This is a genomic window from Advenella incenata, assembly GCF_004217095.1.
GTDB classification, from domain to species: Bacteria; Pseudomonadota; Gammaproteobacteria; order Burkholderiales; family Burkholderiaceae_B; genus Advenella; species Advenella incenata.
Window position 1 is genome coordinate 973,026 of sequence record NZ_SHKO01000002.1, and the last position, 23,595, is coordinate 996,620.

A 23,595-nucleotide genomic window follows, 5' to 3' on the forward strand; every position below is an offset into this window, starting at 1 on the left:
TGCGACAGCGGTCAAATTGAAACGGGCAGAAAAAAATGAATCTATTGGCAACATTGCAGGACATCGTCGGCGCAGATCATGTATTGACCGGGGCTGCGGCACAGCCGTATCTGACCGACTGGCGCGGCCGCTACACAGGTCAGGCGCTGGCCGTGGTGCGACCCGCCTCTGTCGAACAGGTAGCGCAAGTGGTGCGCACCTGCGTGGAGCATCAGGCGCCCATGGTGCCGCAGGGTGGCAACACCGGTCTTTGCGGTGGCGCCACGCCCGATGGACAGGGCAATAGTGTTGTGATCGCTCTTGCGCGCCTTAACCGCGTCCTGCAGGTGGATACGGCCGACGATACGATTACCGTGCAGGCCGGCTGCACCCTGCGCGAGGTGCAGCAGGCTGCCATTGAGGCAGACCGTTTGTTTCCGCTGAGTCTGGCTGCCGAAGGCAGTTGCACGATTGGCGGCAATCTGGCGACCAACGCGGGAGGCACGCAGGTGCTGCGCTATGGCAATACCCGTGACCTCACGCTAGGTCTGGAAGTGGTCACGGCAGACGGCGAGATCTGGCACGGCTTGCGCGGCCTGCGCAAGGACAATACGGGTTACGATTTGCGCGATCTGTATATCGGCAGCGAAGGCACGCTGGGTATCATTACCGCGGCAACGCTCAAACTGTACCCGCAGCCAGTGGCCAAGTGCACAGCCATGCTTGCCTTTAACGACATGCCGGCGGCCGTGCGGATGCTGGCGCGAGCCCGCAAGGGGTTCGGCGCGGCCCTGACCGGTTTCGAACTCATTTCCCACTATTGCCTGGATTCGGTCACGCTGCAGTTTGACCAGCAGAAATGGCCGTTTGACGTTTCCGGCAGGCAGTGTCCCTGGTATGCGCTGCTGGAAATTTCTGACAGCGAAAGTGCCGATCATGCGCGCGAACGCTTTGAAGCGGTGGTGGGCCAGGCCATTGAAGATGGGGATGTGGTGGACGCCGTGATCGCGGCCTCTATTGCGCAGAGCAACGAATTGTGGCATTTGCGTGAAAGCATTCCGCTGGCGGAAAAGCAGATGGGCAAAAACATCAAGCACGATGTGTCGATTCCAGTCTCGCGCATGGCCGATTTTGTCGAGCAGACCAATGCGCAGTTGCAGGCGGCTTTTGCCGGCGTGCGCCATATTGTTTTTGGTCACCTGGGCGACGGCAACCTGCATTACAACGTGGCGGCGCCGGCAGGCTCGGACGAGACTGCTTTCCTGCAATTGCAGCCGCAAGTGTATCGGCTGGTACATGACAGTGTGCATGCCTTTGGCGGCTCGATCAGCGCCGAGCATGGAGTAGGGCAGTTGAAAAAAGACCTGCTGCCGCTATACAAATCCGAAGTGGAGCTGGCGCTGATGCGCAAGATCAAGCGTGCGCTGGATCCTCACATTCTGATGAACCCGGGCAAGGTCATCAATAGCGCTGACATTTAGGACAGAAAAAAGTGGCGCGCTGGCCCTGCACGATTTTGCGTATCGGCGTGCCGCAGCTGCGGCAGGGCTGGTTCTCGCGGTCATAAACGGCCGCGTGAATCTCAAAATAGGCGCCTGGCTCGCCCTGCGTACCGGTGTAGTTGCGCAAGGTGCTGCCGCCCGAATCCAGCGCTTTTTCCAGCGTACTTAAAATAGCCGCATGCAGGCGCTGTGCTCTTGCCGGCGAAATGCGGTTTGCCGGCGTACGCGGATGAATGCGGGCGGCGAACAGGCTTTCCGATGCGTAAATATTGCCTACGCCCACCACAATCTGGCCGGCCAGCAGCGCCTGCTTGATGGCCACGCTGCGCCCCTGTAGCCCGGCATGGAGCATTTGCGGCGTGAAGGCCACATCAAAGGGTTCTATGCCCAGCCCGGCCAGCAAGGGGTGGGCTGCGACGGGCCCGGTGGCATGGTCGTGCCACAGGACTGCGCCAAAACGCCGCGGATCGTTCAGGCGGACTGTGACGCCATCGAAACACCACTCCACATGATCGTGCTTGCGCAAAAACTCACCCGCCTGGACATGGCGCAGCGATCCGGACATGCCCAGATGCACAAGCAGGGTACCGTGTTCGAAACGCAACAGCAGGTATTTACCCCGTCGCTCGCAGGCCAGCAATTGTTTGCCCTGCAAAATGAGATTGAGCTCGGGCGTAACCGGCCAGCGCATCCGCGCTTCGTGCACGTGGACCGCAAGCAGCCGCTTGCCGGTAATGATCATGTCCAGGCCACGGCGGGTGGTTTCAACTTCAGGTAGTTCAGGCATAGGAAAAATGGGGGCGCCCACGGCGCGCGCAAAGGCACGCCGACGCAGATAAAATGCTTATGTTTTAAGGATTTATTAATAATAACTAAGCAGGGATGATAACATTTGTTTTTTGTTATCAGCCACTGCCTCGCTTGCCTGTGATCCCGATGAAAAGCGTTATTCGCGCCGCAGCCCTTGTTGCTCCGCTCATGTGGGCTGCGCTCGCACATGCCCAGTTTGACCAGCCGGTAGACCGGCGTGCCATGCTGGACTTTTTGTCGAACGAGCAGGCCAAGCCCGTGACACTGGTCAACCATACCGAAGCTGACGATATTTATCGTTTGCTCATCATGGAAATTGCCGCCCAGGAAGGCAAAACCGATCTGGCGGCAGAAACGGCGATGGCGCTGGCGCGCGAGCGGAAAATGCCGCGCATGGCCAAACGCGCCATGCATTTGTATATGGCCACCTCCCAACCCCGACAGGCAGCCGTGGCGGCGCGCCTGTGGAGCCAGCTGGCGCCCGGAGATGAAGAAGCCGTGGCAGCCACGCTGGCGCTTTCGGCCAGCAACGGCGATACGGCTGGCATTGTCAAGGCGCTGCGCGAGCGCATCGCCAAGGCCGGCAACAAGGATCGGGCCCTGTACCAGGCCGCCGCCGTGGTGGCGCGCATGAAGGACAAGCAGGAAGCGCTCGAGGTCTTTACAGAGGTTATTCACAAGAACGGTGACAATTTTTCGGTCGCGCACCTGTTGCTGGCAGACTTGGCGGCCCAGGCGGGCAATCCGGTGCTGGCCTGGGAAGCGGCGCGCAAATCGCTCACGCTCGATTCCGACTCCGATGCCGCTGCCGAGCGCGTATTGCAATACGGCGTCAAAATCAATCACGACCTGGCCATGTCGCTGGGGCGCAAGTTCATCACCGCCCATCCCAATATCCGCCGGGTTCGCCTGCTGTATATCAGCCAACTGGTCGAAGACAAGAAGTTTGAGCCTGCCCTGGCCGATCTGACGCGTATGCGCAAGGCCTTTCCCGAGGACTTTGACCTGCTGTACCTGGAGGCCCAGGTCAATTACCAGGCCAAACATTATAAAACGGCACGTGCGCGCCTGACCGAGTTCCTGCAGGTGCAGGGGCAGCGGCGCGAGGCATTGTCAGATGCTGAAACCAACGCTCAGGGGCAGTCGACCGATGCGCGCGTGTTGTTTGCCCAGATTGACGAAGATGAAGGCAAGTATCGCGATGCGATTGCCCAACTGGACAAAATCGATGAATTGGCAGCCCTGCCGCAAGTTCGCATGAAACAGGCGGCGCTCTACGGCAAGCTTGGAGAACTGAGCAAAGCCATGGCGCTGATCGCCGACATTCGCACCGAGACCCGCGACGACAAAATCATTGTTGAACTGGCGGGCGCGCAGGTGCTTGCCGCTGCCGGACGCACCGACAGGGCAGTCGCCCGCCTGGTTCAGGCCGACAAGGCGCTGCCTGACAGCCCGGCCATCAAATATGACCTGGCCATGCTGTACGAGCGTCAGGGCAAAATCGTTGAAATGGAAACCCTGCTGCGGCAGGTGATCGCGCTCAAGCCCGACTCGCCGGATGCCTATAACGCATTGGGTTATGTCTTTGCCGACCAGAATATTAATCTGGACCAGGCGCAAACGCTGCTGGACAAGGCGGTGCAACTGGCGCCGGGTAATCCCTTCATTCTTGACAGCATGGGCTGGCTGCAATTTCGGCTGGGCAATGACGCGCTGGCCAGCCAGTATCTGGAAAATGCCTTCGAGTTGTCGCCGCAAGCCGATATTGCAGCCCATCTAGCCGAAATCTACTGGGCCAATGGCGACAAAAAACGGGCCCGGGCGCTGCTCAAACAGGGCTGGCAACTGGACAAAGAAAACCCGACGCTCAAAGAAACCCTCAAACGACTGGGAGTCCGCCTCAAATGAATGTACGCGCTTTACATCGCTATACCCGATTGACCGCTATCTGCCTGGTGGCTGCAACACTGGCTGCATGTTCGACCGTGCCCACCCAGCCCCCGGCTTCACAGGCCGCCCGTGCCGACGGCACGTTCGAGCGTTCGGGGCGCTTTGCCCTGACCGTTTATGATCGCAGCGCAGAGCGCAATCGCGACTCGGTGCAGGGCGGTTTTACCTGGCTGGATACGGGGGCGGTGCTGACGCTGGACCTGACCAATCCGCTGGGTTCTACCCTGGCCCGGGTGGTGGTGGCCGATAACCAGGCGGTGCTGACGCGTTCTAACGGTCAGCGCACGGTCGCCAGCGATCCCGATGCGTTGGTGGCTGAGGTGTTGGGCAGCCCGATCCCGGTCAGCGGCATGCGCAGCTGGCTCAAGGGTCAGCGCAATAGCCTGGGGCATGGCCAGCGTACGGCAGGGCAGGCCGGTGCAGCCCAGGGCGCCCAGACGTTTGACGAAGCAGGCTGGCGGGTGAATATGTCCGATTTCGATAGCAACGGCCCCACACGCCTGAACTTTGAGCGCACTATGGCGGGCGACCGCATTACCGTTCGCGTGGTAACCGAGAGCGAATGAAGTCTTTGCATGACGTTGCTGCGCCGGCCAAGCTGAACCTGTTTCTGCATGTCACCGGCAGGCGTGCCGATGGCTACCATCTGCTGCAAACGGTTTTTACCTTTGTTGACCTGGCCGACCGGCTGCATTTCACCTTGCGTGACGATGGGCGTATTGTGCGCAGCACCGATATTCCTGGTGTGCCTCATGATCAGGATTTGATCGTACGGGCGGCACGTCTGCTTCAGCAGCATGCCGCGCCTCAGAGTGGCGCAGCCGCTGGCGTGACCATTGCCGTAGATAAACAGATTCCAGCCGGCGGCGGCCTGGGTGGGGGCTCCAGCGATGCGGCCAGCACCCTGATTGCGCTCAATCGCCTGTGGGGTTGCGGTTTTTCCCGCGAAACCCTGCAGGCCCTGGGCCTGACGCTGGGCGCGGATGTACCGGTTTTTGTCTTCGGTGAATCGGCTTTTGCCCAGGGCGTGGGCGAGGCGCTGGCCGCCTGTCCGGTGCCGCAAGCGTCATATGTCGTGTTTGTGCCAGCAATCAGTGTCGCAACTGCAACAGTTTTTGCTTATCCTGATTTGACACGGGACACAAAATCCTTCATAATGCACGACTTTGCTGGACATGATATTCATCAGTTTGGCAGAAATGATCTACAGGCAGCAGCATGTGCCCTTTTCAAACCGCTTTCGCTTATTGTCGGCTGGCTTGAATCCCTGGGTATACAGGCCAGAATGACAGGATCGGGTGCGTGTTTTTTTGCGTCGTTCGATACTGCTGATCAGGCTCAGGCATGCAGGCAGCGTGTAGAATCTGCGCTTGCTTCTCATCCAGAGGCAAGCCAGTGGATAAAACAGGTCGTTGTCTGTCAAGGCATCAACCGGCATCCGCTGTATAATTGGATATAGAATTTGGGGCGTCGCCAAGCTGGTTAAGGCACTGGATTTTGATTCCAGCATGCGAAGGTTCGAATCCTTCCGCCCCAGCCAAATTCGTACTGCATGTGCGGAAACCGTGAATAAGCCGCTATAAACCGGTATGTGCTTATCACGGTTTTTTTATTCACTTCACCGATTCCAGTCATCATGACCAACACTAATTTCATGATTTTTACCGGCACAGCCAATCCTAGGCTTGCCGTAGACGTCGTTAATCATTTGGACATGTCGCTGGGCAAAATGACCGTCGGTCGTTTTTCTGACGGTGAAGTCATGGTGGAAATCCTGGAAAACGTACGGGGCCGCGATGTATTCGTGCTGCAGCCCACCTGCGCGCCTACCAACGACAATCTCATGGAAATCATGACGATGGTCGATGCACTGCGCCGCGCTTCGGCCGGCCGTATTACCGCTGCCATCCCGTACTTCGGCTATGCCCGGCAGGATCGCCGGCCGCGTTCGGCTCGCGTAGCCATCACGGCAAAAGTGGTTGCCAACATGCTGCAAAGCGTGGGCGTCGATCGCCTGCTGACCATGGACCTGCACGCAGACCAGATCCAGGGCTTTTTTGATATTCCGGTAGATAACATCTACGCCGCTCCCGTGCTGCTGGCCGATATCGGTCAGCGCGGTTTCAAGGACCTGGTGGTTGTGTCTCCCGACATTGGTGGTGTGGTCCGTGCCCGTGCGCTGGCCAAACAGCTGGAAGCAGACCTGGCGATTATTGACAAGCGTCGTCCGCGCGCCAATGTATCCGAGGTCATGAATATTATCGGTGAGGTCGATGGCCGCACCTGTATCATTATGGACGACATGGTCGACACCGCCGGCACGTTGTGCAAGGCGGCTTCTGCGCTTAAAGAGCGCGGCGCCGGTGCCGTCTACGCTTATTGTACGCATGCCGTGCTCTCTGGTGGGGCGGTTGGCCGCATCGCCGAATCCGAGCTGGACGAACTGGTAGTGACAGACACCATTCCGCTGTCCCAGGAAGCGGCCGATTGCACGCGCATCCGCCAGCTTTCCAGCGCATCATTGCTGGGCGAGACCATTCTGCGTATTTCCCATGCAGAATCAGTCAGTTCACTGTTTGTAGAATAAGAATTTGATCCGTTGCTGGTCGCGGCAGCGGGTCGGGTGGCTGAGCCAACCGGTTCAGCCTTTTTGAAAATACCGTAAACGGTATTGTTTATTTGGAGTTCTCCATGAAATTTGAAGCCACCACGCGTAGCGTTCAGGGATCGAGTGCGAGCCGCCGCCTGCGTCGCGCCGGCCGTGTACCGGCCATTGTTTATGGTGGAAAAGGCGAAGCGCAAAGCATCGAACTTGACCACAATGAAATTTTCCACGCACTGCGTAAAGAGCCATTTCATACGTCCGTACTGGACATGATGCTCGACGGCAAAAAGCAAACCGTTCTGCTGCGCGCCGTGCAATGGCACTCGTACAAACAGCTCGTGCTGCATGTGGATTTTCAGCGTGTCAACGCCAACGAAGCGCTTACAACACGTATTCCTTTCCACTTTATCAACGGTGATGAATCTCCTGCCGTCAAACAGCAAGGTGCAACCATTTCGCACGTTCTGAACGACATCGAGATCACCTGCCTGCCTAAAGACCTGCCTCAGTTCATCGAAGTAGACCTGGGCAACCTGCAAGCCAATGAAGTTGTGCATCTGTCAGACGTTAAAGTCCCGGCCGGTGTTGAGTTTCTGGGTATTGGCGAAGAAAGCCCCGTACTGGCCACTGCAACTGTGATTGCAGAAAGTCCTGACGAGGATCCGCCATCTGCTGCTGATGTTAGCGCGGCCGAAGCAGAAAAATCTGACAAGCCAGCCGAAGACGACGCCAAGTAAGTCTCGAATGTGTTACTTTGCCTGAAGGCAGGGTAACGCGGGCCGGCCTTGTCGGTCAGGCCATTATGTTGGTACACCCCCGCAGTGCGTTCGCATTTCGGGGGTTTGTTTCGTAAACTGCAGGGAATTTTGTACATGGCTTCGTTGCCTATCCGTCTGATTGTCGGGCTGGGAAATCCCGGTCAGCAGTATGAATCCACGCGCCACAATGCGGGGTTCTGGCTTGCCGACCACTACGCTGACGACCTGAAGACCCAGTTCACCCTGGAAACCGGCTTTTTCGGACAACTGGCGCGTGCGCGTCACGACGGCGAGGCCGTTTATCTGCTCAAGCCCGTCACGTACATGAACCGCTCTGGTCAATCTGTGGGCGCGGTGGCGCGGTTCTTCAAGATTGAACCCGAACAGGTACTGGTGCTGCATGACGAACTGGATCTGGCGCCGGGCGAGGTCAAGTTGAAAAAAGGTGGCGGTCACGCCGGCCATAACGGGCTGCGCGATATTCAGGCAGCACTGGGCACCAGCGACTATTGGCGCATGCGGCTGGGCATTGGTCATCCGCGCAGTCGTGGTCTGGCCCAGGGCGTGGCCGATTACGTGCTGTCCATGCCGGCCAAGGAAGATATGCCGCTGATCGACAATGAAATCGACTGTGCCAGACTGGTGCTCGGGCCCCTGCTCGATGGTGATTTTGCCGCGGCTTCGCGCCGTCTTGCCGCCGCGCGCGAGGCGCGGTCATGAACACCGCGACTTTCGGCGCCGATCTTAAAGTGTTCCTGCGCTTTGTGCGCAGGCCGCGCTTTACCCCACGCATTGCCCAGAGAGGCGGTGGTTCGGGTTGGTGGCGCGACTGGTATCCGAATCTGCGTTTTGCCCGCATGCTGTCCTGGGTAGCCCTGTTATGGTTTGTAAATCTGTTCGTTCTGGCGCCGTTGGCCCTGAGCGCAGCAGAAAGTGGTGGCGCCCAGCACCGGCTGGACCCGGACAATATTCCCTGGCTGATGGCCGTGCTGTGGGCGCCGCTGGTCGAGGAAATGCTGTTTCGCTACAGCCTGCGTTATCCCCGTGCGATTCTGTGGGTATTGCCGGTGATGATGATGGTGGTCTTTTCGGGGCCATCGTGGCTGAGCGCCGGCGCATTTATCCTGGTGCTGGCGCTGCTTGCTGCTCTCAAGTTCCGGGGTTTTACCGGTCATGACGAAGCACTGCCATGGCGCATACGCAAACTGTATGTACAATGGTTTCCCTGGATCTTTCACCTGTCAGTGCTGGTTTTCGCCTTTGTGCATCTGAATAATTTCAAGCTGAACGAGACGCCCTGGTGGATGTATCCGGTCATGGTCATGCCGCAATGGATGACCGGACTGGTCCTGGCCTGGATGCGCGTGCGTTCCGGGATCGGCACATCGATCCTGATGCATATGATGTTCAATGGCGGGCCGCTGCTGCTGATCTGGCTGATGTTGCAGGGTCGGTAGGACGATGTGAGACGTCGGGTTGCGGTACTTTTGGCATTTGTTGTATCCGGCCATTTACACGTGGCCGCTGGCAATCGCTGTATATTCAATCAATCGCGATTCATAGATAGGAGCAGCATATGCGAATTTATGTAACGAGCGTGTTTGTTGATGATCAGGCCAGGGCATTGGATTTTTACACCAATATTCTGGGTTTCCAAATAAAGCATGACGTTCCCGCAGGCGACTATCGCTGGCTGACGGTTGTATCCAGGGAGCAGCCCGAGGGCGTGGAGCTGTTGCTCGAACCTGGCGCGCACCCGGCAGTGGCGCCATACAAAGCGGCTCTGGTCAGGGACGGCATACCTGCCACATCCTTTGAAGTGGACGATCTGGACGCCGAGGTTGACCGGTTGACGCAGCGTGGCGTGCGCTTTACGGTGCAGCCCATGGATGCAGGGCCGGTGCGGATGGCAGTGTTTGACGATACCTGCGGTAATTTGATTCAAATCATTCAGATGGTTGACGCGCCGCAGTGACATCCGTTGCAGGGATACGGTCCGGTGCAAGGTCGCCCGGTCTGGACGGCGCAATCGACGATGTGATCATTGCGCTGGCGGCATCAGACATTGCACTATTGGTCCTATTATGTAACGCCACCAGTATTCTTCTTGCAGATCATGCAAGCGCATGAAGTAGAGCGTCAGAGAGGGTTACAATCAACGTTTTGCGCAAAACCCGTAGCGCTTCGCGTCGCGTGAGCCGATTGACCGGTTTTGTCTGCAACAGCAATTACTGATTACACATCGCGTTCGTGGATCCGGACAGACCGGGTTCCCCGTGAGGACGCATGTGCCCGAAATTCAAGGAAATTCAATGGCTCTTCAATGTGGGATTGTCGGACTGCCCAACGTGGGCAAATCCACGCTCTTTAACGCCCTGACTAAAGCGGGCATCGCGGCGGAAAACTATCCGTTCTGCACCATCGAACCCAATGTCGGGATCGTGGAAGTACCCGATGAGCGCCTGAATAAACTGGCCGAAGTGGTCAAGCCTGAGCGCATTCTGCCGGCCACGGTCGAGTTTGTAGACATTGCCGGGCTGGTGGCGGGCGCCTCCAAGGGCGAGGGCCTGGGCAATCAGTTTCTGGCCAACATCCGCGAGACCGACGCGATTGTTCACGTCGTGCGCTGCTTTGAAGACGAAAACGTAATTCACGTAGCCGGTCAGGTCAACCCGATTTCCGATATCGAAGTGATCAATACCGAACTGGCGCTGGCCGATATGAGCACCGCTGAAAAAGCGATGCTGCGTGCCCAGAAGACCGGTCGCGCGGGCGACAAGGAAGCGCAGCGCCTGGCTGGCCTGCTGGAAAAGATCATTGCTGTTCTCAACGAGGCTCGCTCCATCCGCTCCATGAATCTGGATAAAGATGACCTGGATCTGATCAAGCCGTACTGTTTCATTACGGCCAAGCCTGCCATGTACGTGGCCAATGTCAAGGAAGACGGTTTTACCGACAACCCGCATCTGGCTGCAGTACAGGAATTTGCCGCCAAAGAAAATGCGCCGGTCGTGGCTGTATGCGCGGCAATCGAAGCCGAGATTGCTGACCTGGACGACGAGGACAAAAACGTATTCCTGGCCGATATGGGCATGAATGAGCCGGGTTTGAATCGCGTGATCCGCGCCGCCTTCCGCCTGCTAGGCCTGCAAACCTACTTTACCGCGGGCGTCAAGGAAGTGCGCGCCTGGACAATTCATGTAGGCGACACCGCCCCGCGCGCCGCCGCTGCGATCCATACAGACTTCGAACGCGGCTTTATTCGCGCCCAGACCATTGCCTATGAGGACTTTATTACGCATAAAGGCGAGCAGGGTGCCAAGGAAGCCGGCAAAATGCGGGCCGAGGGTAAGGAGTATGTCGTCAAGGACGGCGATGTGCTGAACTTTCTGTTCAACGTCTAAAGCCAGTATTGACCCGGGAAAGCGTGCCGTGCTTTCCCAAACCAAGCAAAGCCGCGCCTGTTCGCGGCTTTGCTGTTCCTGGCTGGTCGGCCTGCGGACTGTCTTTTTGGCGGGCTGAGCCGGCCAACCGCCTTGCAACAGCAATAATTTCATCTGTATCAAATGTTTATCAGATAAATAACATTCATGATGCGTCTCTATTCCGGTGTTATAGTCAAAATTCCTCTTCTTACTCAATCAAGGAAAGATCATGGGAATTCTGGATGCAATCAATGCTGTACTGGGCGGCAAAAAGCCTGAAGAACAGCCACAAAGTGAACAAAGACAGGAAGGCCAGGTAGCATCCGGGCAGGCCCCGGCAGATCAGGCGCCTGCTGCGCAGCAAGAAGACATGGGCGGCCTCGGCGGCCTGGGTGGTTTGGGTGGCCTGGGCAATGGCATCAATCTGGGCGCCCTGAGCGCGCTGTTGCCTGTGGTTTTGTCCGTGATCAATAATCAGCAGGGCGGCCTGGGTGGTCTGGCCGAAAAATTCCAGCGCGGTGGCCTGGGCGATATTTTCAATTCCTGGGTCAATCAGGGCGAAAACCGTGAGATTTCCCCGCAACAGGTCGATACCGCACTGGGGGCCGATACGGTCGATTCCATTGCTGCTCAGTCAGGCCAGTCTCGTGACGATATTCTGGGAAGCTTGTCGGGTATTTTGCCGCAAGTGGTCGACAAGTCCACACCAGAGGGCCAGATTCCGGCCGATGGGCAGGCGCGTGGCGAGAATGAAGTACTCAATTCGCTTTCCTCACTGTTCAAATAGTCCTGTTCTGCCTGCATTCGAGTGCCATATCTGTTAGCATAATCAAAATAACAGCCCGATAAATCCAGACAGGCAGATCCGGCAGGCACGGCACGATCGTGAGCTCAACCGGCAGGTGGTGCATGCTTTTCTTTATGTGAAAAGAAGCGCCGCCTGCGATATGCATTGCATCAAGTGCATGAGCAACATGTCGCTGCTGGCATGTCACCGGCGCTGTGCGTCTCGATGGTCGATCCACAGTGTGGCCATAATGGTGGGATCCCGCGCATGTGTGTGCGGGATCTACTTGAATGGGTAATGTGGTTTGGCAACGCTCTGCGCGCATGTTCACCGCTCATGCCCACGTTACACACGTGGCAGCGTTGCTCCTGTCGGCTGCGTTTATCGGGATGACAGACGGTCCTTGAGCGGGCTGTTCCCACTTATTACGAATGAGAGATCAAGCCGCCCATGAAAGCCTGGCTTAAAAGAATTTTGATCGGCCTTGTGGTGCTGATGCTGTTTGCCTTTGTAGGCGCAGCCGTCTTTTTATTGACGTTCGATCCGAACGCCTATAAACACAAGATCGAAAGCATTGTGCAGGAACGCTATAACCGCACCATGGTCATCGAGGGCGACCTGGAACTGTCCCTGTTCCCGCGTATCGGCCTGTCGGTTCGAAAAATTTCGCTGTCCGAGCCCAATTCCACCACCACGTTTGCCTCTATCGACAGCGCCCGTTTTGCCGTGGCCATCTGGCCGCTCATATCGAACCGTCTGGTGGTCGATCATGTTGCCGTGTCTGGTCTAAAGGGCTGGATCGTGCGCGATGAAAAGGGCAATTTCAACTTCGAAGACCTGCTGACTCAGAGCCCGCCATCCATAGAGACGGTCGATCCGCGCTTCAAAAGCGATGAAATCCGCCCGGCCCCCGCCGCGGCTGCCGAGAGCAACAGTGTTTTGCCACAGCCCAAAAAGACCGATTTCAAAATCGATATTGCCGGGCTTGAAGTGCTAAACGGTGCCATCTTCTACAAGGACAGGCTGAACAACCTGGATATGCGCCTGAACCGGATGACGGTCAATACCGGTCGGGTCACGTTTGATCAGCCGTTCGATGTATCTGTGACGGGCAATCTGGAAGGTGCAAGACCGGTTGCCAATGCCAGCGTGAATATCCAGGGCCTGGTCAAGCTGGACCCGGTCACCAAGCTGTATACGGCGCGCAATCTGGAAGCCAATATCAAAGGCGTTGTGGGTGATGTGGATGTGCAAACCGGCACGCTGACCGGCGATTTTGAAGTCGATAGTTTTGCACACGCGCTCACCGGGTCGGGCATTGATCTGACCATTTCGGGCAAGGGCGCCAAGGGCACCGGATTGCGTAATCTGGATATGAGCCTGGCTGCGCCCAAGCTGAATTTTGACTCCACTGCGCCGCTATTGCAGATGACCAATTTCGCCGTCAAAGGCACCGCCTCTGATGAAGACGACGAGAGCTACGAATGGGTGCTCAATTCGCCGGCGCTGGATATCTCGCCTACCGGTGCGGGCGGCAAGCCGCTGACCGGGTCTGTCCGGATAAAGGGCAAGGAACAGTTCGGCGTCAATTTCCGCATGGAGGGCATCAGCGGCACGTCCGAGGCGCTCAATGTAGCCCAGATCAAGCTGGATGGCGCGTACGCCCGGGGCAATAAACGCGCGGTCAATTTCAATATTTCGTCGCCGGCTAAAATGGACCTGGCGCGCCGTCTGGTTGCGCTGTCGGCCATGAGCGGCAATGTGGTGCTCAAGGATGTGGAAACGCGCGAGCAGAACATTCCCGTTATCGGCACCTTCAGCGCCGATTTCCTCAAAAGTGTCGCCAGCTTCAAGGCCGATGCCGTCATCAATTCCGGCAAATTCAGTTTTGACGGCAATATTTCCAGGTTTGATGAGCCTTACGTGCGTTTTGCTGTGGGTGCCGATTCGGTCAATCTGGATGAGCTGATCGACAATGTGTCGGACGCTGCTGCACCCGCGCCCGCCGCTGCACCCGGCGACACCAAGGCACCCGCTGCGGCCCAGCCGGCCGAAGCCAAGCCAGCCACCACGGCGGTGCGCAACCTGGTCAGCGACCTGATGGGCTCGCTGATCGGATCCGGCACTGCCAGTCTCAAGCAAATTACCTATCATGGCGTGGTGTATAACGATGTGACGGCGGCCCTGAACTTCACCAAAGACCAGTTGGGTATCACTGATATCAAGTCCAGTATTTTTGACGGACAGGTACAGGGCGACGCGTTGATCAATATGAAGGACAACGAGGTTACGACCAAACTCAATTTCCAGGACGTATCCATTGAGCCGCTGCTCAAGGGACTGGGTATGAATCCGGTCATGACAGGCACGGGCACCTTCGCGCTGGTCTTTGCCTCCAGAAACGCGCCTGAAGGCGCCAACTGGCTGACCAATGCCACTGGCTCACTCGAAGGCCAGGCCAGCGACGGCGCGATCAGTGGCTTTGATCTGGCGCCGATGCTTGCCGATCCTGCCGCCTACGCCAACAACATTGAGCAGGCCGGCACCTGGAAGTTCGATCCAGCGGCCAAAACGCCGTATAAAACGCTGAAAACCAAGCTGGTGCTCGATAAAGGCGAATTGCATTTTACGCACTTCAGCCTGCTGACCGATCCCTTGTTGATTCAGGCTGACGACAATCTGGCGGTGTACAACCTGATCAATAACCAGTTTTCATTTCCTGGCAAATTTGTCACGCGTCAACCGGTCACGCTCAATCAGGATGGGCTGCGGGTGAGCATCAAACAGGTGACTTTGCCGTTCGAGTTGACCGGATCGCCCCAGGGCGCGCAGTTAAAGGTCAAATGGCAGCGGTTGAATAATTCGCCGCTGGGCCAGTTCGTCAAGCAGCGCAAGGACAAAGAAGCAGAGGCCCAAAAGCAGGCGGCCGAGCAGGCAGCTGCACAGAAAGCCGCTGCGCCCGAGCCTCAGGTGCAGCCTGGCGCTACGACAGAGGAGGGCCAGCCTGCGCCTGCACCGGCACCGACCAAGCCTGAAGCAGACGGTAGTAACCCGCCGCCCGCGCAGCCTGCGCCCGCAGGCCAGACCGCACCCGAGACGCCAGCGGCAGGCGATAAACCGGCAGCAACTGCGCCGGCAGCACCCGCCGAGCCCACACCTGCTCCTGCTAAATAGGCGGGTTTTTCCAATATTCCCCTATTTAAGCGAGCCTTTCCCTTTTTCGATTCTGCATTATGACAACATCCGATTTTCAGCCTATTTATCAATGCCCGCCCATTGCGGGGCCGGTCAAGCCCGCAGCGCAACTGCGCTGGTTGCTCGTTGATGAGCAGTCGCAGGCGCTTGGTCGGGACGACCCGGCATTGAAACAAATTGAACTTTCCATCCGCTTCGATTACCTGGTTATCCGCGCGCCAGGCATGCTACGACTGGATATCCCGGTCGATGTGCTGGAAGATGATGAGGATGCTTTTGAACAGGCGCAGCTTGACGGGCGTGCCTTGCGCGTAGTCAGCGAGGGGCAATTGGCCGATGCGTGGTTTAGTAAGTTTCTGGAGCGGCCGATTCGGCTGGTCAAGCTGCACCCTGATGAAGAGCTGACCGCTTGACGTCTTGTCGTCGGTCGTGATCATGCTAGTGCTGTTGGTTGCGGCGGCGGGGCAAAAAATCAGGGGTGATGTATTTGACGGTGATGGGGTAGTCGGCCCGTCCGCATAAGGTGCGGGCCGTTGCAAGGCAGACTTGTCAGGCTACCGCTGTCAGCTTGTAGAATTTGGCCATGAGCATATCCTGGGATTCTTTCCATTCCGGATTGATCTCAATACACTCGACAGGACAGACGACCTGACATTGCGGCTCGCCATGGTGCCCGACGCATTCGGTGCACTTGGCAGGGTCGATTTCATAGAAATCCACACCCATATAGATGGCTTCATTGGGACACTGCGGTTCGCAGACGTCGCAGTTGATGCATTCATCGGTAATCAGCAGGGCCATAATCTTTCCGGCGCTTTAGTTTATACACAATGACAGTGTACGCCAATGAGTGGACAAATACCTGAAAACAGGCAAGCGTGTCAGGGTTAATGGGCGGCGGCGCGCCAGCGAGCCATTCGGGTGCAGTTGCCGAGGGTCGCCCTGGCGAGGTTTGCCTATTCGCTCTCGGGCGCTTGCTCGTTTCTGGCAGCCAGGCGGACCTTGGATTTTTCCTGCAACCAGCGCTCGACCGACGGGAATACAAATTTACCCACTTCGCCACCGAGCAGGGCAATTTCACGGACAAACGTGCCGGAAATAAACTGGTACTGGTCGGACGGGGTCATGAACAGCGTTTCCACGTCGGGCAGCAGGTGGCGATTCATGCCGGCCATCTGGAACTCATATTCGAAGTCGGACACGGCGCGCAGGCCACGCACGATGATGCGAGCGTCTTCCTTGCGTACAAAATCCTTGAGCAGTCCGCCAAAGCTTTTGACAGAGACATTAGGATAGTGGCCCAGAACCTCTTCGGCAATCTGCAAGCGCTCTTCGATAGTAAACAGCGGATTCTTGCCCGCACTGACGGCGACGCCTACCACAACATGATCAAACAGCCCGGCTGCGCGTCGGACCAGATCCTCGTGTCCGCGGGTGAGAGGATCAAATGTCCCTGGGTATACAGCAGTGATCATCATGAGCTCCGTTTGCTCCCGATCGATGCCGGGAAAGAGGCCGAAAACCGGCCCGAGCGTTTAAAGGAACGTCGATTATAAGGTATTTACTCGCTTTTGTGCGGTGCAATAAGGCGTTCGTGTAACTGATAATACACCTGTCCGGCCTTGCCTTGTCGGATGGCCGGAAAGTCGGGGCCCGGGTCTTCGGGCTGGTCCGATTCGATGTAGACCAGGCCGCCCGGTTTGACAATGGCGGGCAGGAAGGGAAAGATGCGATCAAACAGCTTGCTGGCAAAGGGCGGATCAAGCATCACCAGGTCGAACTTGGAGGCATCCATGCGTTTTAACATCAGAAATGCATCGGCGCTATTGATGCGCACCTGGCTGGCCTGCAATTTGTCGCGCGTGGCGCGCAATGTGGCCAGTGCCGCCGGACTGGTTTCGGCCATCTGAACATGCGCGGCGCCACGTGAGGCGGCCTCAAAGCCCAGTGCGCCCGTGCCGGCGAACAGGTCCAGCACCGATTTATCGTCGAACCTGCCATCCCACAGATAATTGAGCCAGTTAAATAGCGTTTCCCGGATGCGGTCCGAGGTCGGCCGCAAGCCGTCGGCATCAACCACCGGGATCTGCGAGCGACGATATTGACCGCCGATAATTCGGATGGTCTGGCGTTTGCCGGAAGTGCCTGCGGGGCGGTTTGCTGGTTTCATCATTGTTGCGACGTACACTGTTAAAATAGGAAATCCTATCGTTATTGTAGTATTCACTTTCCTGCGACAACCTATGTTCAGTTTTTTCAAACGTAAAAAGAAAACCAGCGAGCCTGTTGAAAAGCCCGTTGAACCGGTGCTTGAGACCCGTCAGCCCGAGACGCTTGAAGAAGGTGCTGCCCTCATGCCGGTGCCCGAGCATACCATTGCCCCGGAGCCAGTAGAGACTGAGCAAGCGGATCAGGACATACCACCCGCGCAGGAGCCGCCGTCCAAAGAACCCCCCGTTCAGGAACCGCCGGCGCATGAGACGGCCGCGCCTGCATCGACCGAACTACCGCCAGTGCCGGCTGCTGTTTCAGCGGCTCCAGCGGCTGCGGCCACGCCTTCGACATCAACTTTGCCGCCGCAAGCGCAGCGCACAGTGCAGTCTGCGCCTTCGAGCCCGCCGGTTCATGTGGATCTGACCGAAAAAGCGGCAACCTTGAAAAAGCCCATGGATGCCGTTTTATCGCCGTCTGCGGGCCAGGCTTCCGGCGCAGCGGCCAAAACTGCTGTACACGGCGAGCAAAGGAACGTGCCGGCCGCAGCACCAACGCCCGACGTCTCCGCAGTGCCGGCACAGGCCGAGGCCCGCCCGGCACCAGCAGCACCGGTCATATCTGCCACACCCGACGCTACTGCGACGGTTGAGCAGGCGCCGGCAGCGTCCAGCACGGCACAGCGCCCCAAATCCGATCGCAAATCCTGGCTGGCGCGGCTGAAGGATGGGCTGTCCAGAACCGGTTCGAATATCAGTTCACTGTTTGTCGGCGTTAAAGTTGACGAGAATCTGTTCGAAGAACTGGAAACTGCGCTGATTATGGCCGATGCGGGGATGGAAGCGACCGAATCGCTGTTGGGCAAACTGCGCAACAAGGTGAAAAAGGAGCGCATTGAAGACGCGCAAACCGTCAAGCACGCATTGCGAGATCTATTGGCCGAGCATTTGGCTCCGCTGCAAAAGCCGTTTGATGCAGGCACCGGGCAGACACGCGTGGTGATGATTGCGGGCGTGAACGGCGCAGGCAAAACAACCTCCATTGGCAAACTTGCCCACCATTTCCAGGCACAAGGGCACAGCGTGTTACTGGCCGCTGGTGACACTTTCCGTGCCGCGGCACGCGAACAGCTGATTGAATGGGGCGCGCGCAACAATGTGGCCGTGATCGCCCAGGATGGCGGCGACCCGGCTGCGGTCGCATTCGATGCGGTCAATGCCGGACGGGCCCGCAAGGCGTCAATTGTCATGATCGATACCGCCGGCCGTTTGCCCACGCAGTTGCATTTGATGGAAGAGCTCAAGAAAATCAAGCGCGTGATCGGCAAGGCCGATGGCGATGCCCCTCATGAGATTTTGCTGGTGGTGGACGGCAATACCGGCCAAAACGCCATTTCTCAGATCAAGGCTTTTGATGCGGCCTTGACGCTGACCGGGCTGGTCGTGACCAAGCTGGATGGTACGGCCAAAGGCGGTACGCTGGCAGCTGTGGCTGCGGGCAGTCAGGGCGTGCGGCCCGTGCCTGTGTACTGGATTGGGGTGGGCGAGTCATTGCAGGATCTGCAACCCTTTGTGGCATCCGAGTTTGCCGGTGCGTTGCTGGGCGATTAGTCGGCCAAAGGGCTGCACATCCAGGCAGCTTGTTTCGCTTCATATAAATAAAGCGGTCTGCGGCCTATAGCACCCAACACCCTGGTGCACCCTGTATACGCTGCCCGCCCTGTCGCAGCACGAGCGTTTCTTGTTTGGGCGCAGGCTTGTTTCTTTGGGCAACGGGATACTTCACCAAGAGCGGTAATGCGATTGAGGCGATGGCTGCCCGGCATCCTCTGAACAACCCTTAAATAAACCCTTTACAACAAAAAAGACACCCTGCAAACCCGGATAAATCATCCGCGCTGGCAGGGTGCTTTTTTCGTATACGTGCTGACCATGAGCACGATCGGGTGGTGCGTCAGTCGTAGCGGATCTTTGCGGGGATATGTGTCAGCGCTTCATCGGCCTGGTGTTTCAGCGTTTCAAGCGTGGCGGTAAGCCAGCCCACGGCGAACCAGGCACCGGGATGGGTCTGTGTATGAGCGCTAAAGAATGTGAGAGCAGTAGACATATCGTTCAGATGACCGAATACTTCCTGCGCTGCTGCCAGCTTTTTCACATACCCGCTCAGATTGCAATTGGGGCGCAAGCCTTCGTACACATTCAGGGCGTAACGCATGCGCTTGATGCGCTTGCGCAGGTCGTGATAGGCCTCGATATCCGATTTATCTTCAGTTTTCCAGTGACGAACGATTTGCCTGTTCCATTTGTTCAGACGCTGCTCCAGCAATCTGCGCAGAATAGGGCGACCGTGGGGCAGTGGCGTCAGAGGGATAATGATCGGTTCAATCTGGGTTGCTGCGCCGGCTGTTGTGGACCCTGCTGCGGCCTGTGTGCTCTGTTCAGCCGCTGCCGGTTCATCTGGCGCTTGCTCGGCCGATTGTGCGTCTTCAACCCCGTCCACTTGAAGCGGTTCGGTGTCATCGGCGATGGCAGCCACCGGATCAGTTGTCGGCGTCAGTACCGACCACTCCAGCAACCGCAGCAGCCATTGTTGAAATAGCGGGTCTATGGCGATGTCGTGCGGTGTGGCGCCGTCTTCATGCGAGCTGAACTGCATGGCTGGCATGCCTGCTTCATTCAGGACCGGCACCACGGTCGCGAGCATCACGTCCAGATCACGCGTGGCGCCAAATCGACCCAGGTGCACGCGAAGTTCATCGCGCACTTGCTGTTCCGGCAGCCAGGCCAGGCCGGTGAACAACTTCCAGTTGCTGGTCAGGCGCCGCATGCCGATACGCAATTGATGCACGTGTTCGGGGCGGCCTACCTGAACAACGCCCAGCGTATCTATTTCTGCCAGGGCGCCGGCGTTGGCGCAGATTTGTTCCAGGCACTCAGTGGTGACCGAGACCAGCGCCTGCGTGGCACTGTCTTGTTTGTCGATTTCGTAGGCACGCGCCTTGCGAGGCGCCCAGAAACGCAGCACTTCACTGTCGCGTGTCGCATTCTTTACGCTAGCATTGTCTGCAAGCCGGATATTGGCTGCAGATTGCGCCAGGGCGTCGCCGCGCTGTGACTTGCTGCGCAGGTCCAGAATCAGTTTGTACTGAGACAGCCATTTTTTTCCGATCTCAAAAATGGCTTCAGGCGAGCCCGAAACCAGTTCGAACTCCACTTCGGATACCGGCAATTCCAGCTCCGCTGCACGGATGACACCGGTATCGAAGGCGATTTCTATGGTGCCCTTGCGCGTACGCTGGCGCCGATACAGCCGGGTGATATCGGTTTCGTAACGTAGTTCCAGCGGCTTGGCCAGTTTGAGCAGGGCGGCTTCGGCCGGCGTGCCTGCGTACAAGCTCAAATCCAGCACCGGGCTGGGGCGGCTGTGATTCAGTTCCAGCTTGGTCAGCGCATTGCTGCCGGGCATTTTCAGCGTTTGTACCCAATTGTCGCCTTCCAGGCGTAGCCTGATGGCGATTTTTGATTTGGCCAGTTCGCGATCTGCCGTATCAAAATACATGGCGCGCAGCGAGATGGTTTCGCATTTTGCTTTTTTCAGCGCCTTTTCTACTTGCGCAGCCGCGGCGGCAGGCACATGTAGCTTCAGTTCCTGTTCAGACATAGTCATTATTGATGTAGTTACACTGCAAAGAGGGTGGGATTTGTAGTAAGGATCATACCACTGCGGCCATGCATATTTGATGACATGTCATAAATAAGAAATACAATACCTGTCCCGTTACCAGGGTTTTTGTATACGCTTCAGGCGTGGCGTGCATGTTACGTTACGTAAACAGCATGGTGCCGGTCGCGTCCGACGACCGGGCGAGCGTGGCTCAATTGCGGGAGGTCAGGGTGGCCAGGTTGCCGTGATTAGCCTGGATTGATCAGCCTAGCGTGATGGAGTGGCTTCAAAAAACGCGTTGCGCGCCATTGTCGCCGCCAGGGTTCTGCCAATGAGCCAGTGTTCCAGGGTTTGTTGTTGTCCGACGCTGAACTTGAGGCCCAGCCGGGTGCGGCGCCACAGGATATCCTGCGTGCTTTGTGCCCACTCGCGGTTGATCAGCCAGCGCGCTTCGGCTTCGTACAGGCCGTGTCCGAAATGCATGCCCAGACCGGCGACGGAATCGGCGTCGCCGATAATTTCAGTTGTCATAGAGCCATAGGCGGCTACCAGACGGGCAAGCAGTGCAGCATCCAGCCACGGGTAGCGCGCCTGCAATTGCTGGGTATAGTGCTGCGGGTCCAGGTTGGGCAATTGGCCGCCCGGCAGTGGCGCCGTGGCGGTCCAGGCTGGTCCCTGTTCAAGAAAAGGCTGCAGTTTTTCCAGCGCATGTTCGGCCAGTTTGCGATAGGTGGTGATTTTGCCGCCAAAGATCGATAGCATGGCGGGTTCGCCGTCTTGGCCGCCGCTCACATCAAAGACATAATCGCGGGTGACGGCAGCCGCTTTGCCTTGGGCATCATCATACAATGGCCGCACGCCGGCCCAGCTTGAGACGATATCTTCACGCTGCACCGGTTGTCGCAGATACCGATTGACCACCGACAGCAGGTAATCGGTTTCTTCTTCGGAAATGTGCGCAGTGCGCGCATCGCCATTGAAATCGACATCGGTGGTGCCGATCATGGAATAGGCATCGCGATGCGGAGTGATAAAAACGATCCGCTTGTCATCATTCTGCAGGATATAGGCATGATCGCCTTCATATAATTTGCGCGTCACCAGATGGCTGCCTTTGATCAGGCGCAGGTGATTGCGCGGCTGCGCATCGGGATCGCGTACCGTTTTGAGTACGTTGTCCACCCAAGGGCCGGCGGCGTTAACCAGCACTTTGGCGCTCACTTGCGAGTGGCGGCCCGCGGCGTCCTGCAGCGTCACCAGCCAGCGACCGTTTTCAATACGTGCACCGGTGCAGGTCGTTCCTGTGAGAATCTGCGCGCCACGCGCCTGCGCATCCATGGCGTTGAGTACGACCAGCCTGGAATCGTCCACCTGGCAATCGGAGTATATAAAACCCTGTTTGATACGTTCACTCATTGGCCGCGCAAATGGCGAGTCATCGTCCAGGCGGATATGACGGGATCCCGGCAGGCGCGCCGAGCGCTTGGCCAGATGATCATAAAGAAAGAGCCCGGCACGGATCATCCATACGGGACGCAGGGTGTGATCGTGAGGTAGCACAAAGCGCAAGGGGCGCACGATATGAGGGGCGATATTCAACAAAACTTCGCGCTCGGCCAGCGCTTCGCGCACCAGGCGAAATTCGTATTGTTCCAGATAGCGCAGGCCGCCATGGATCAGTTTGCTGCTTGCCGACGAGGTGGCGCTGGCCAGATCTTCCTGTTCACAGAGCAATACGGACAGGCCGCGTCCTGCAGCATCTCGCGCAATGCCCGTCCCGTTAATCCCGCCACCGATCACCAACAGATCTGTCTGGTGGACTGATTGATCGTTCTGCTGAATCGTTGCGGCATTCATCCGGACTGCTCCAAAAAAGATATCGCCAATTGATGCCCGGGCGGTATCGTCAAAAAGACTATTTTACCCGATTGCCGCTGTCGGCAGCGGTGGCCAAAATGCCGATAGCCGCAAAGTTGCAACCTCAGCTCATCTCTGAGCGCGGGCACCACTGCGGCGGTCTTCAGGCCGGGCGTTCTCGTGCTTGCATCGGCACGAAATGGTTGACATCCAGCGGGGTGCGCTCAGGGCAAAACATATCATGTCACCGGGGGGCAGGCCAGGTCATGTCCGAAGCCACACCGGGAGCGGCGTTGGGGCCACCGTTGTGTCACTGTTGCGATGCAAGCGCTGCCTGTTTCAGATCAGCCAGCAGCGTATACAGATCCTTCTGATTACTCTTGGGCATATCGCTGAACATGTCCTGCAGCCAGGCTTCGTGAGCCGAGGCCATTTGGTCAAATTGCCGGCGTCCCTTTGCGCTGAGTCGCAAAAAGGTGCTGCGGCGGTCTTCACTGCTGACCTTGCGCAGGATCAGCCCTTCTTTTTCCAGCTGATTGGCAATGGTGGTCACGTTGCCGTTGCTGACCATCAGTCTTGCGGACAGTTCCCCCATCCGCATGCCTTGCGGCTCCTTGGCCAGTTGCGCCATCAGGTCAAAGCGCGGCAGGGTGCAATCGAATTGCACGCGCAGATAATTGCGGATGCGATTTTCGATCAGGCTGGTGCAGGTAAGCAGGCGTAGCCACAGACGCAATTCGGAGTGATCAATGGTTGCGGCGCGGGTTTCCAGATCGTGTTGCATAACTGCTCCTGCTGAAATAAACGTAAATAAAACGACATAGCCGTTCAGGTGTGGCCGGGCAAATTGTAA

General features: G+C 57.5%; 21 protein-coding genes and 1 tRNA gene. 15 read left to right on the forward strand and 7 right to left on the reverse strand.

Annotation, left to right across the window (positions count from 1 at the left end; genetic code table 11):
- Nucleotides 1–35: 35 nt before the first annotated feature.
- The gene (locus tag EV681_RS15720; RefSeq protein WP_130304522.1) at nt 36–1,460 is read left to right on the forward strand and encodes an FAD-binding oxidoreductase; all 1,425 of its coding nucleotides are present in this window, start codon (nt 36–38) and stop codon (nt 1,458–1,460) included.
- Here EV681_RS15720 and mutM read toward each other — a convergent pair.
- The gene (gene mutM, locus EV681_RS15725) at nt 1,441–2,268 is read right to left on the reverse strand and encodes a bifunctional DNA-formamidopyrimidine glycosylase/DNA-(apurinic or apyrimidinic site) lyase (RefSeq protein ID WP_130304523.1); all 828 of its coding nucleotides are present in this window, start codon (nt 2,266–2,268) and stop codon (nt 1,441–1,443) included. The genes EV681_RS15720 and mutM overlap by 20 nt on opposite strands.
- Nucleotides 2,269–2,417: 149 nt before the next feature.
- On the opposite strand from mutM, the gene EV681_RS15730 reads away from it, so the two are divergent.
- The 13 genes from EV681_RS15730 (at nt 2,418) to EV681_RS15790 (ending at nt 15,424) form a co-directional block, all read left to right on the forward strand.
- Complete coding sequence (locus tag EV681_RS15730) at nt 2,418–4,199, forward strand: tetratricopeptide repeat protein (protein ID WP_165393071.1); 1,782 nt, start codon at nt 2,418–2,420, stop codon at nt 4,197–4,199.
- Nucleotides 4,196–4,807 carry an outer membrane lipoprotein LolB gene (locus EV681_RS15735; protein WP_130304525.1) on the forward strand — a complete coding sequence of 204 codons (612 nt, stop codon included), beginning with the start codon at nt 4,196–4,198 and terminating at the stop codon, nt 4,805–4,807. Before EV681_RS15730 ends, EV681_RS15735 begins: the two co-directional genes overlap by 4 nt.
- Nucleotides 4,804–5,700: a 4-(cytidine 5'-diphospho)-2-C-methyl-D-erythritol kinase gene (gene ispE, locus EV681_RS15740; RefSeq protein ID WP_130304526.1), complete on the forward strand. Its 897-nt coding sequence runs from the start codon at nt 4,804–4,806 to the stop codon at nt 5,698–5,700. The genes EV681_RS15735 and ispE overlap by 4 nt, the downstream gene beginning before the upstream one ends.
- 4 nt (nt 5,701–5,704) lie before the next feature.
- Nucleotides 5,705–5,781: transfer RNA gene (locus tag EV681_RS15745), tRNA-Gln, on the forward strand.
- Nucleotides 5,782–5,877: 96 nt separating this feature from the next.
- Nucleotides 5,878–6,828: a ribose-phosphate pyrophosphokinase gene (locus EV681_RS15750; protein WP_165393072.1), complete on the forward strand. Its 951-nt coding sequence runs from the start codon at nt 5,878–5,880 to the stop codon at nt 6,826–6,828.
- Nucleotides 6,829–6,932: 104 nt separating this feature from the next.
- Nucleotides 6,933–7,583, forward strand: a complete 651-nt coding sequence (locus EV681_RS15755; RefSeq protein WP_128396699.1) for a 50S ribosomal protein L25/general stress protein Ctc — start codon at nt 6,933–6,935, stop codon at nt 7,581–7,583.
- A 135-nt stretch (nt 7,584–7,718) separates the two neighbouring features.
- Nucleotides 7,719–8,324 carry an aminoacyl-tRNA hydrolase gene (gene pth / locus EV681_RS15760; protein WP_130304527.1) on the forward strand — a complete coding sequence of 202 codons (606 nt, stop codon included), beginning with the start codon at nt 7,719–7,721 and terminating at the stop codon, nt 8,322–8,324.
- Complete coding sequence (locus EV681_RS15765) at nt 8,321–9,061, forward strand: CPBP family glutamic-type intramembrane protease (protein WP_128396701.1); 741 nt, start codon at nt 8,321–8,323, stop codon at nt 9,059–9,061. The genes pth and EV681_RS15765 overlap by 4 nt, the downstream gene beginning before the upstream one ends.
- Nucleotides 9,062–9,180: 119 nt before the next feature.
- The gene (locus tag EV681_RS15770; protein WP_130304528.1) at nt 9,181–9,579 is read left to right on the forward strand and encodes a VOC family protein; all 399 of its coding nucleotides are present in this window, start codon (nt 9,181–9,183) and stop codon (nt 9,577–9,579) included.
- Nucleotides 9,580–9,916: 337 nt separating this feature from the next.
- Nucleotides 9,917–11,008 (forward strand): redox-regulated ATPase YchF, encoded by a 1,092-nt coding sequence (gene ychF / locus EV681_RS15775; RefSeq protein WP_128396703.1) that lies wholly within the window; start codon nt 9,917–9,919, stop codon nt 11,006–11,008.
- A 250-nt stretch (nt 11,009–11,258) separates the two neighbouring features.
- Entirely contained in the window at nt 11,259–11,816 is a 558-nt protein-coding gene (locus tag EV681_RS15780) for a YidB family protein (protein WP_130304529.1), read from the forward strand.
- Between the two features lie 450 nt (nt 11,817–12,266).
- Nucleotides 12,267–14,990, forward strand: a complete 2,724-nt coding sequence (locus tag EV681_RS15785; protein WP_130304530.1) for an AsmA family protein — start codon at nt 12,267–12,269, stop codon at nt 14,988–14,990.
- 59 nt (nt 14,991–15,049) lie between these two features.
- Nucleotides 15,050–15,424: an MOSC N-terminal beta barrel domain-containing protein gene (locus EV681_RS15790; protein WP_128396706.1), complete on the forward strand. Its 375-nt coding sequence runs from the start codon at nt 15,050–15,052 to the stop codon at nt 15,422–15,424.
- Between the two features lie 136 nt (nt 15,425–15,560).
- Here EV681_RS15790 and EV681_RS15795 read toward each other — a convergent pair whose 3' ends face one another.
- The 3 genes from EV681_RS15795 to rsmD all read right to left on the reverse strand — a co-directional run bounded on the left by EV681_RS15795 (nt 15,561) and on the right by rsmD (nt 17,181).
- Entirely contained in the window at nt 15,561–15,812 is a 252-nt protein-coding gene (locus tag EV681_RS15795) for a YfhL family 4Fe-4S dicluster ferredoxin (RefSeq protein ID WP_014751910.1), read from the reverse strand.
- Between the two features lie 155 nt (nt 15,813–15,967).
- On the reverse strand, nt 15,968–16,486 hold the full coding sequence (gene coaD / locus EV681_RS15800) for a pantetheine-phosphate adenylyltransferase (protein WP_128396778.1): 519 nt from the start codon (nt 16,484–16,486) through the stop codon (nt 15,968–15,970).
- Between the two features lie 86 nt (nt 16,487–16,572).
- Complete coding sequence (rsmD, locus tag EV681_RS15805; protein ID WP_130304646.1) at nt 16,573–17,181, reverse strand: 16S rRNA (guanine(966)-N(2))-methyltransferase RsmD; 609 nt, start codon at nt 17,179–17,181, stop codon at nt 16,573–16,575.
- A gap of 577 nt (nt 17,182–17,758) precedes the next feature.
- Between rsmD and ftsY the strand changes: the two genes are divergently transcribed.
- Nucleotides 17,759–18,832, forward strand: a complete 1,074-nt coding sequence (ftsY, locus tag EV681_RS15810; protein WP_423191214.1) for a signal recognition particle-docking protein FtsY — start codon at nt 17,759–17,761, stop codon at nt 18,830–18,832.
- Between the two features lie 343 nt (nt 18,833–19,175).
- Here ftsY and EV681_RS15815 read toward each other — a convergent pair whose 3' ends face one another.
- From EV681_RS15815 to EV681_RS15825, 3 genes are all read right to left on the reverse strand, one after another.
- Nucleotides 19,176–20,882 carry a CYTH and CHAD domain-containing protein gene (locus tag EV681_RS15815; RefSeq protein ID WP_130304531.1) on the reverse strand — a complete coding sequence of 569 codons (1,707 nt, stop codon included), beginning with the start codon at nt 20,880–20,882 and terminating at the stop codon, nt 19,176–19,178.
- 270 nt (nt 20,883–21,152) lie between these two features.
- Nucleotides 21,153–22,742, reverse strand: a complete 1,590-nt coding sequence (gene glpD / locus EV681_RS15820) for a glycerol-3-phosphate dehydrogenase (protein WP_130304532.1) — start codon at nt 22,740–22,742, stop codon at nt 21,153–21,155.
- Between the two features lie 310 nt (nt 22,743–23,052).
- On the reverse strand, nt 23,053–23,526 hold the full coding sequence (locus EV681_RS15825; protein ID WP_130304533.1) for a MarR family winged helix-turn-helix transcriptional regulator: 474 nt from the start codon (nt 23,524–23,526) through the stop codon (nt 23,053–23,055).
- Between the last annotated feature and the right edge of the window lie 69 nt (nt 23,527–23,595).

Bases quoted from the DNA above. Each gene is read 5' to 3' on its own strand.
- EV681_RS15770 (WP_130304528.1), top strand. From the start codon at position 9,181: ATGCGAATTTATGTAACGAGCGTGTTTGTTGATGATCAGGCCAGGGCA.
- EV681_RS15780 (WP_130304529.1), top strand. From the start codon at position 11,259: ATGGGAATTCTGGATGCAATCAATGCTGTACTGGGCGGCAAAAAGCCT.
- coaD (WP_128396778.1), bottom strand. From the start codon at position 16,486: ATGATCACTGCTGTATACCCAGGGACATTTGATCCTCTCACCCGCGGA.
- EV681_RS15790 (WP_128396706.1), top strand. From the start codon at position 15,050: ATGACAACATCCGATTTTCAGCCTATTTATCAATGCCCGCCCATTGCG.
- EV681_RS15785 (WP_130304530.1), top strand. From the start codon at position 12,267: ATGAAAGCCTGGCTTAAAAGAATTTTGATCGGCCTTGTGGTGCTGATG.
- EV681_RS15750 (WP_165393072.1), top strand. From the start codon at position 5,878: ATGACCAACACTAATTTCATGATTTTTACCGGCACAGCCAATCCTAGG.
- mutM (WP_130304523.1), bottom strand. From the start codon at position 2,268: ATGCCTGAACTACCTGAAGTTGAAACCACCCGCCGTGGCCTGGACATG.
- EV681_RS15825 (WP_130304533.1), bottom strand. From the start codon at position 23,526: ATGCAACACGATCTGGAAACCCGCGCCGCAACCATTGATCACTCCGAA.
- rsmD (WP_130304646.1), bottom strand. From the start codon at position 17,181: ATGAAACCAGCAAACCGCCCCGCAGGCACTTCCGGCAAACGCCAGACC.
- EV681_RS15720 (WP_130304522.1), top strand. From the start codon at position 36: ATGAATCTATTGGCAACATTGCAGGACATCGTCGGCGCAGATCATGTA.
- ychF (WP_128396703.1), top strand. From the start codon at position 9,917: ATGGCTCTTCAATGTGGGATTGTCGGACTGCCCAACGTGGGCAAATCC.
- pth (WP_130304527.1), top strand. From the start codon at position 7,719: ATGGCTTCGTTGCCTATCCGTCTGATTGTCGGGCTGGGAAATCCCGGT.
- glpD (WP_130304532.1), bottom strand. From the start codon at position 22,742: ATGAATGCCGCAACGATTCAGCAGAACGATCAATCAGTCCACCAGACA.
- EV681_RS15795 (WP_014751910.1), bottom strand. From the start codon at position 15,812: ATGGCCCTGCTGATTACCGATGAATGCATCAACTGCGACGTCTGCGAA.
- EV681_RS15730 (WP_165393071.1), top strand. From the start codon at position 2,418: ATGAAAAGCGTTATTCGCGCCGCAGCCCTTGTTGCTCCGCTCATGTGG.
- EV681_RS15815 (WP_130304531.1), bottom strand. From the start codon at position 20,882: ATGTCTGAACAGGAACTGAAGCTACATGTGCCTGCCGCCGCGGCTGCG.
- EV681_RS15755 (WP_128396699.1), top strand. From the start codon at position 6,933: ATGAAATTTGAAGCCACCACGCGTAGCGTTCAGGGATCGAGTGCGAGC.
- ispE (WP_130304526.1), top strand. From the start codon at position 4,804: ATGAAGTCTTTGCATGACGTTGCTGCGCCGGCCAAGCTGAACCTGTTT.
- EV681_RS15735 (WP_130304525.1), top strand. From the start codon at position 4,196: ATGAATGTACGCGCTTTACATCGCTATACCCGATTGACCGCTATCTGC.
- EV681_RS15765 (WP_128396701.1), top strand. From the start codon at position 8,321: ATGAACACCGCGACTTTCGGCGCCGATCTTAAAGTGTTCCTGCGCTTT.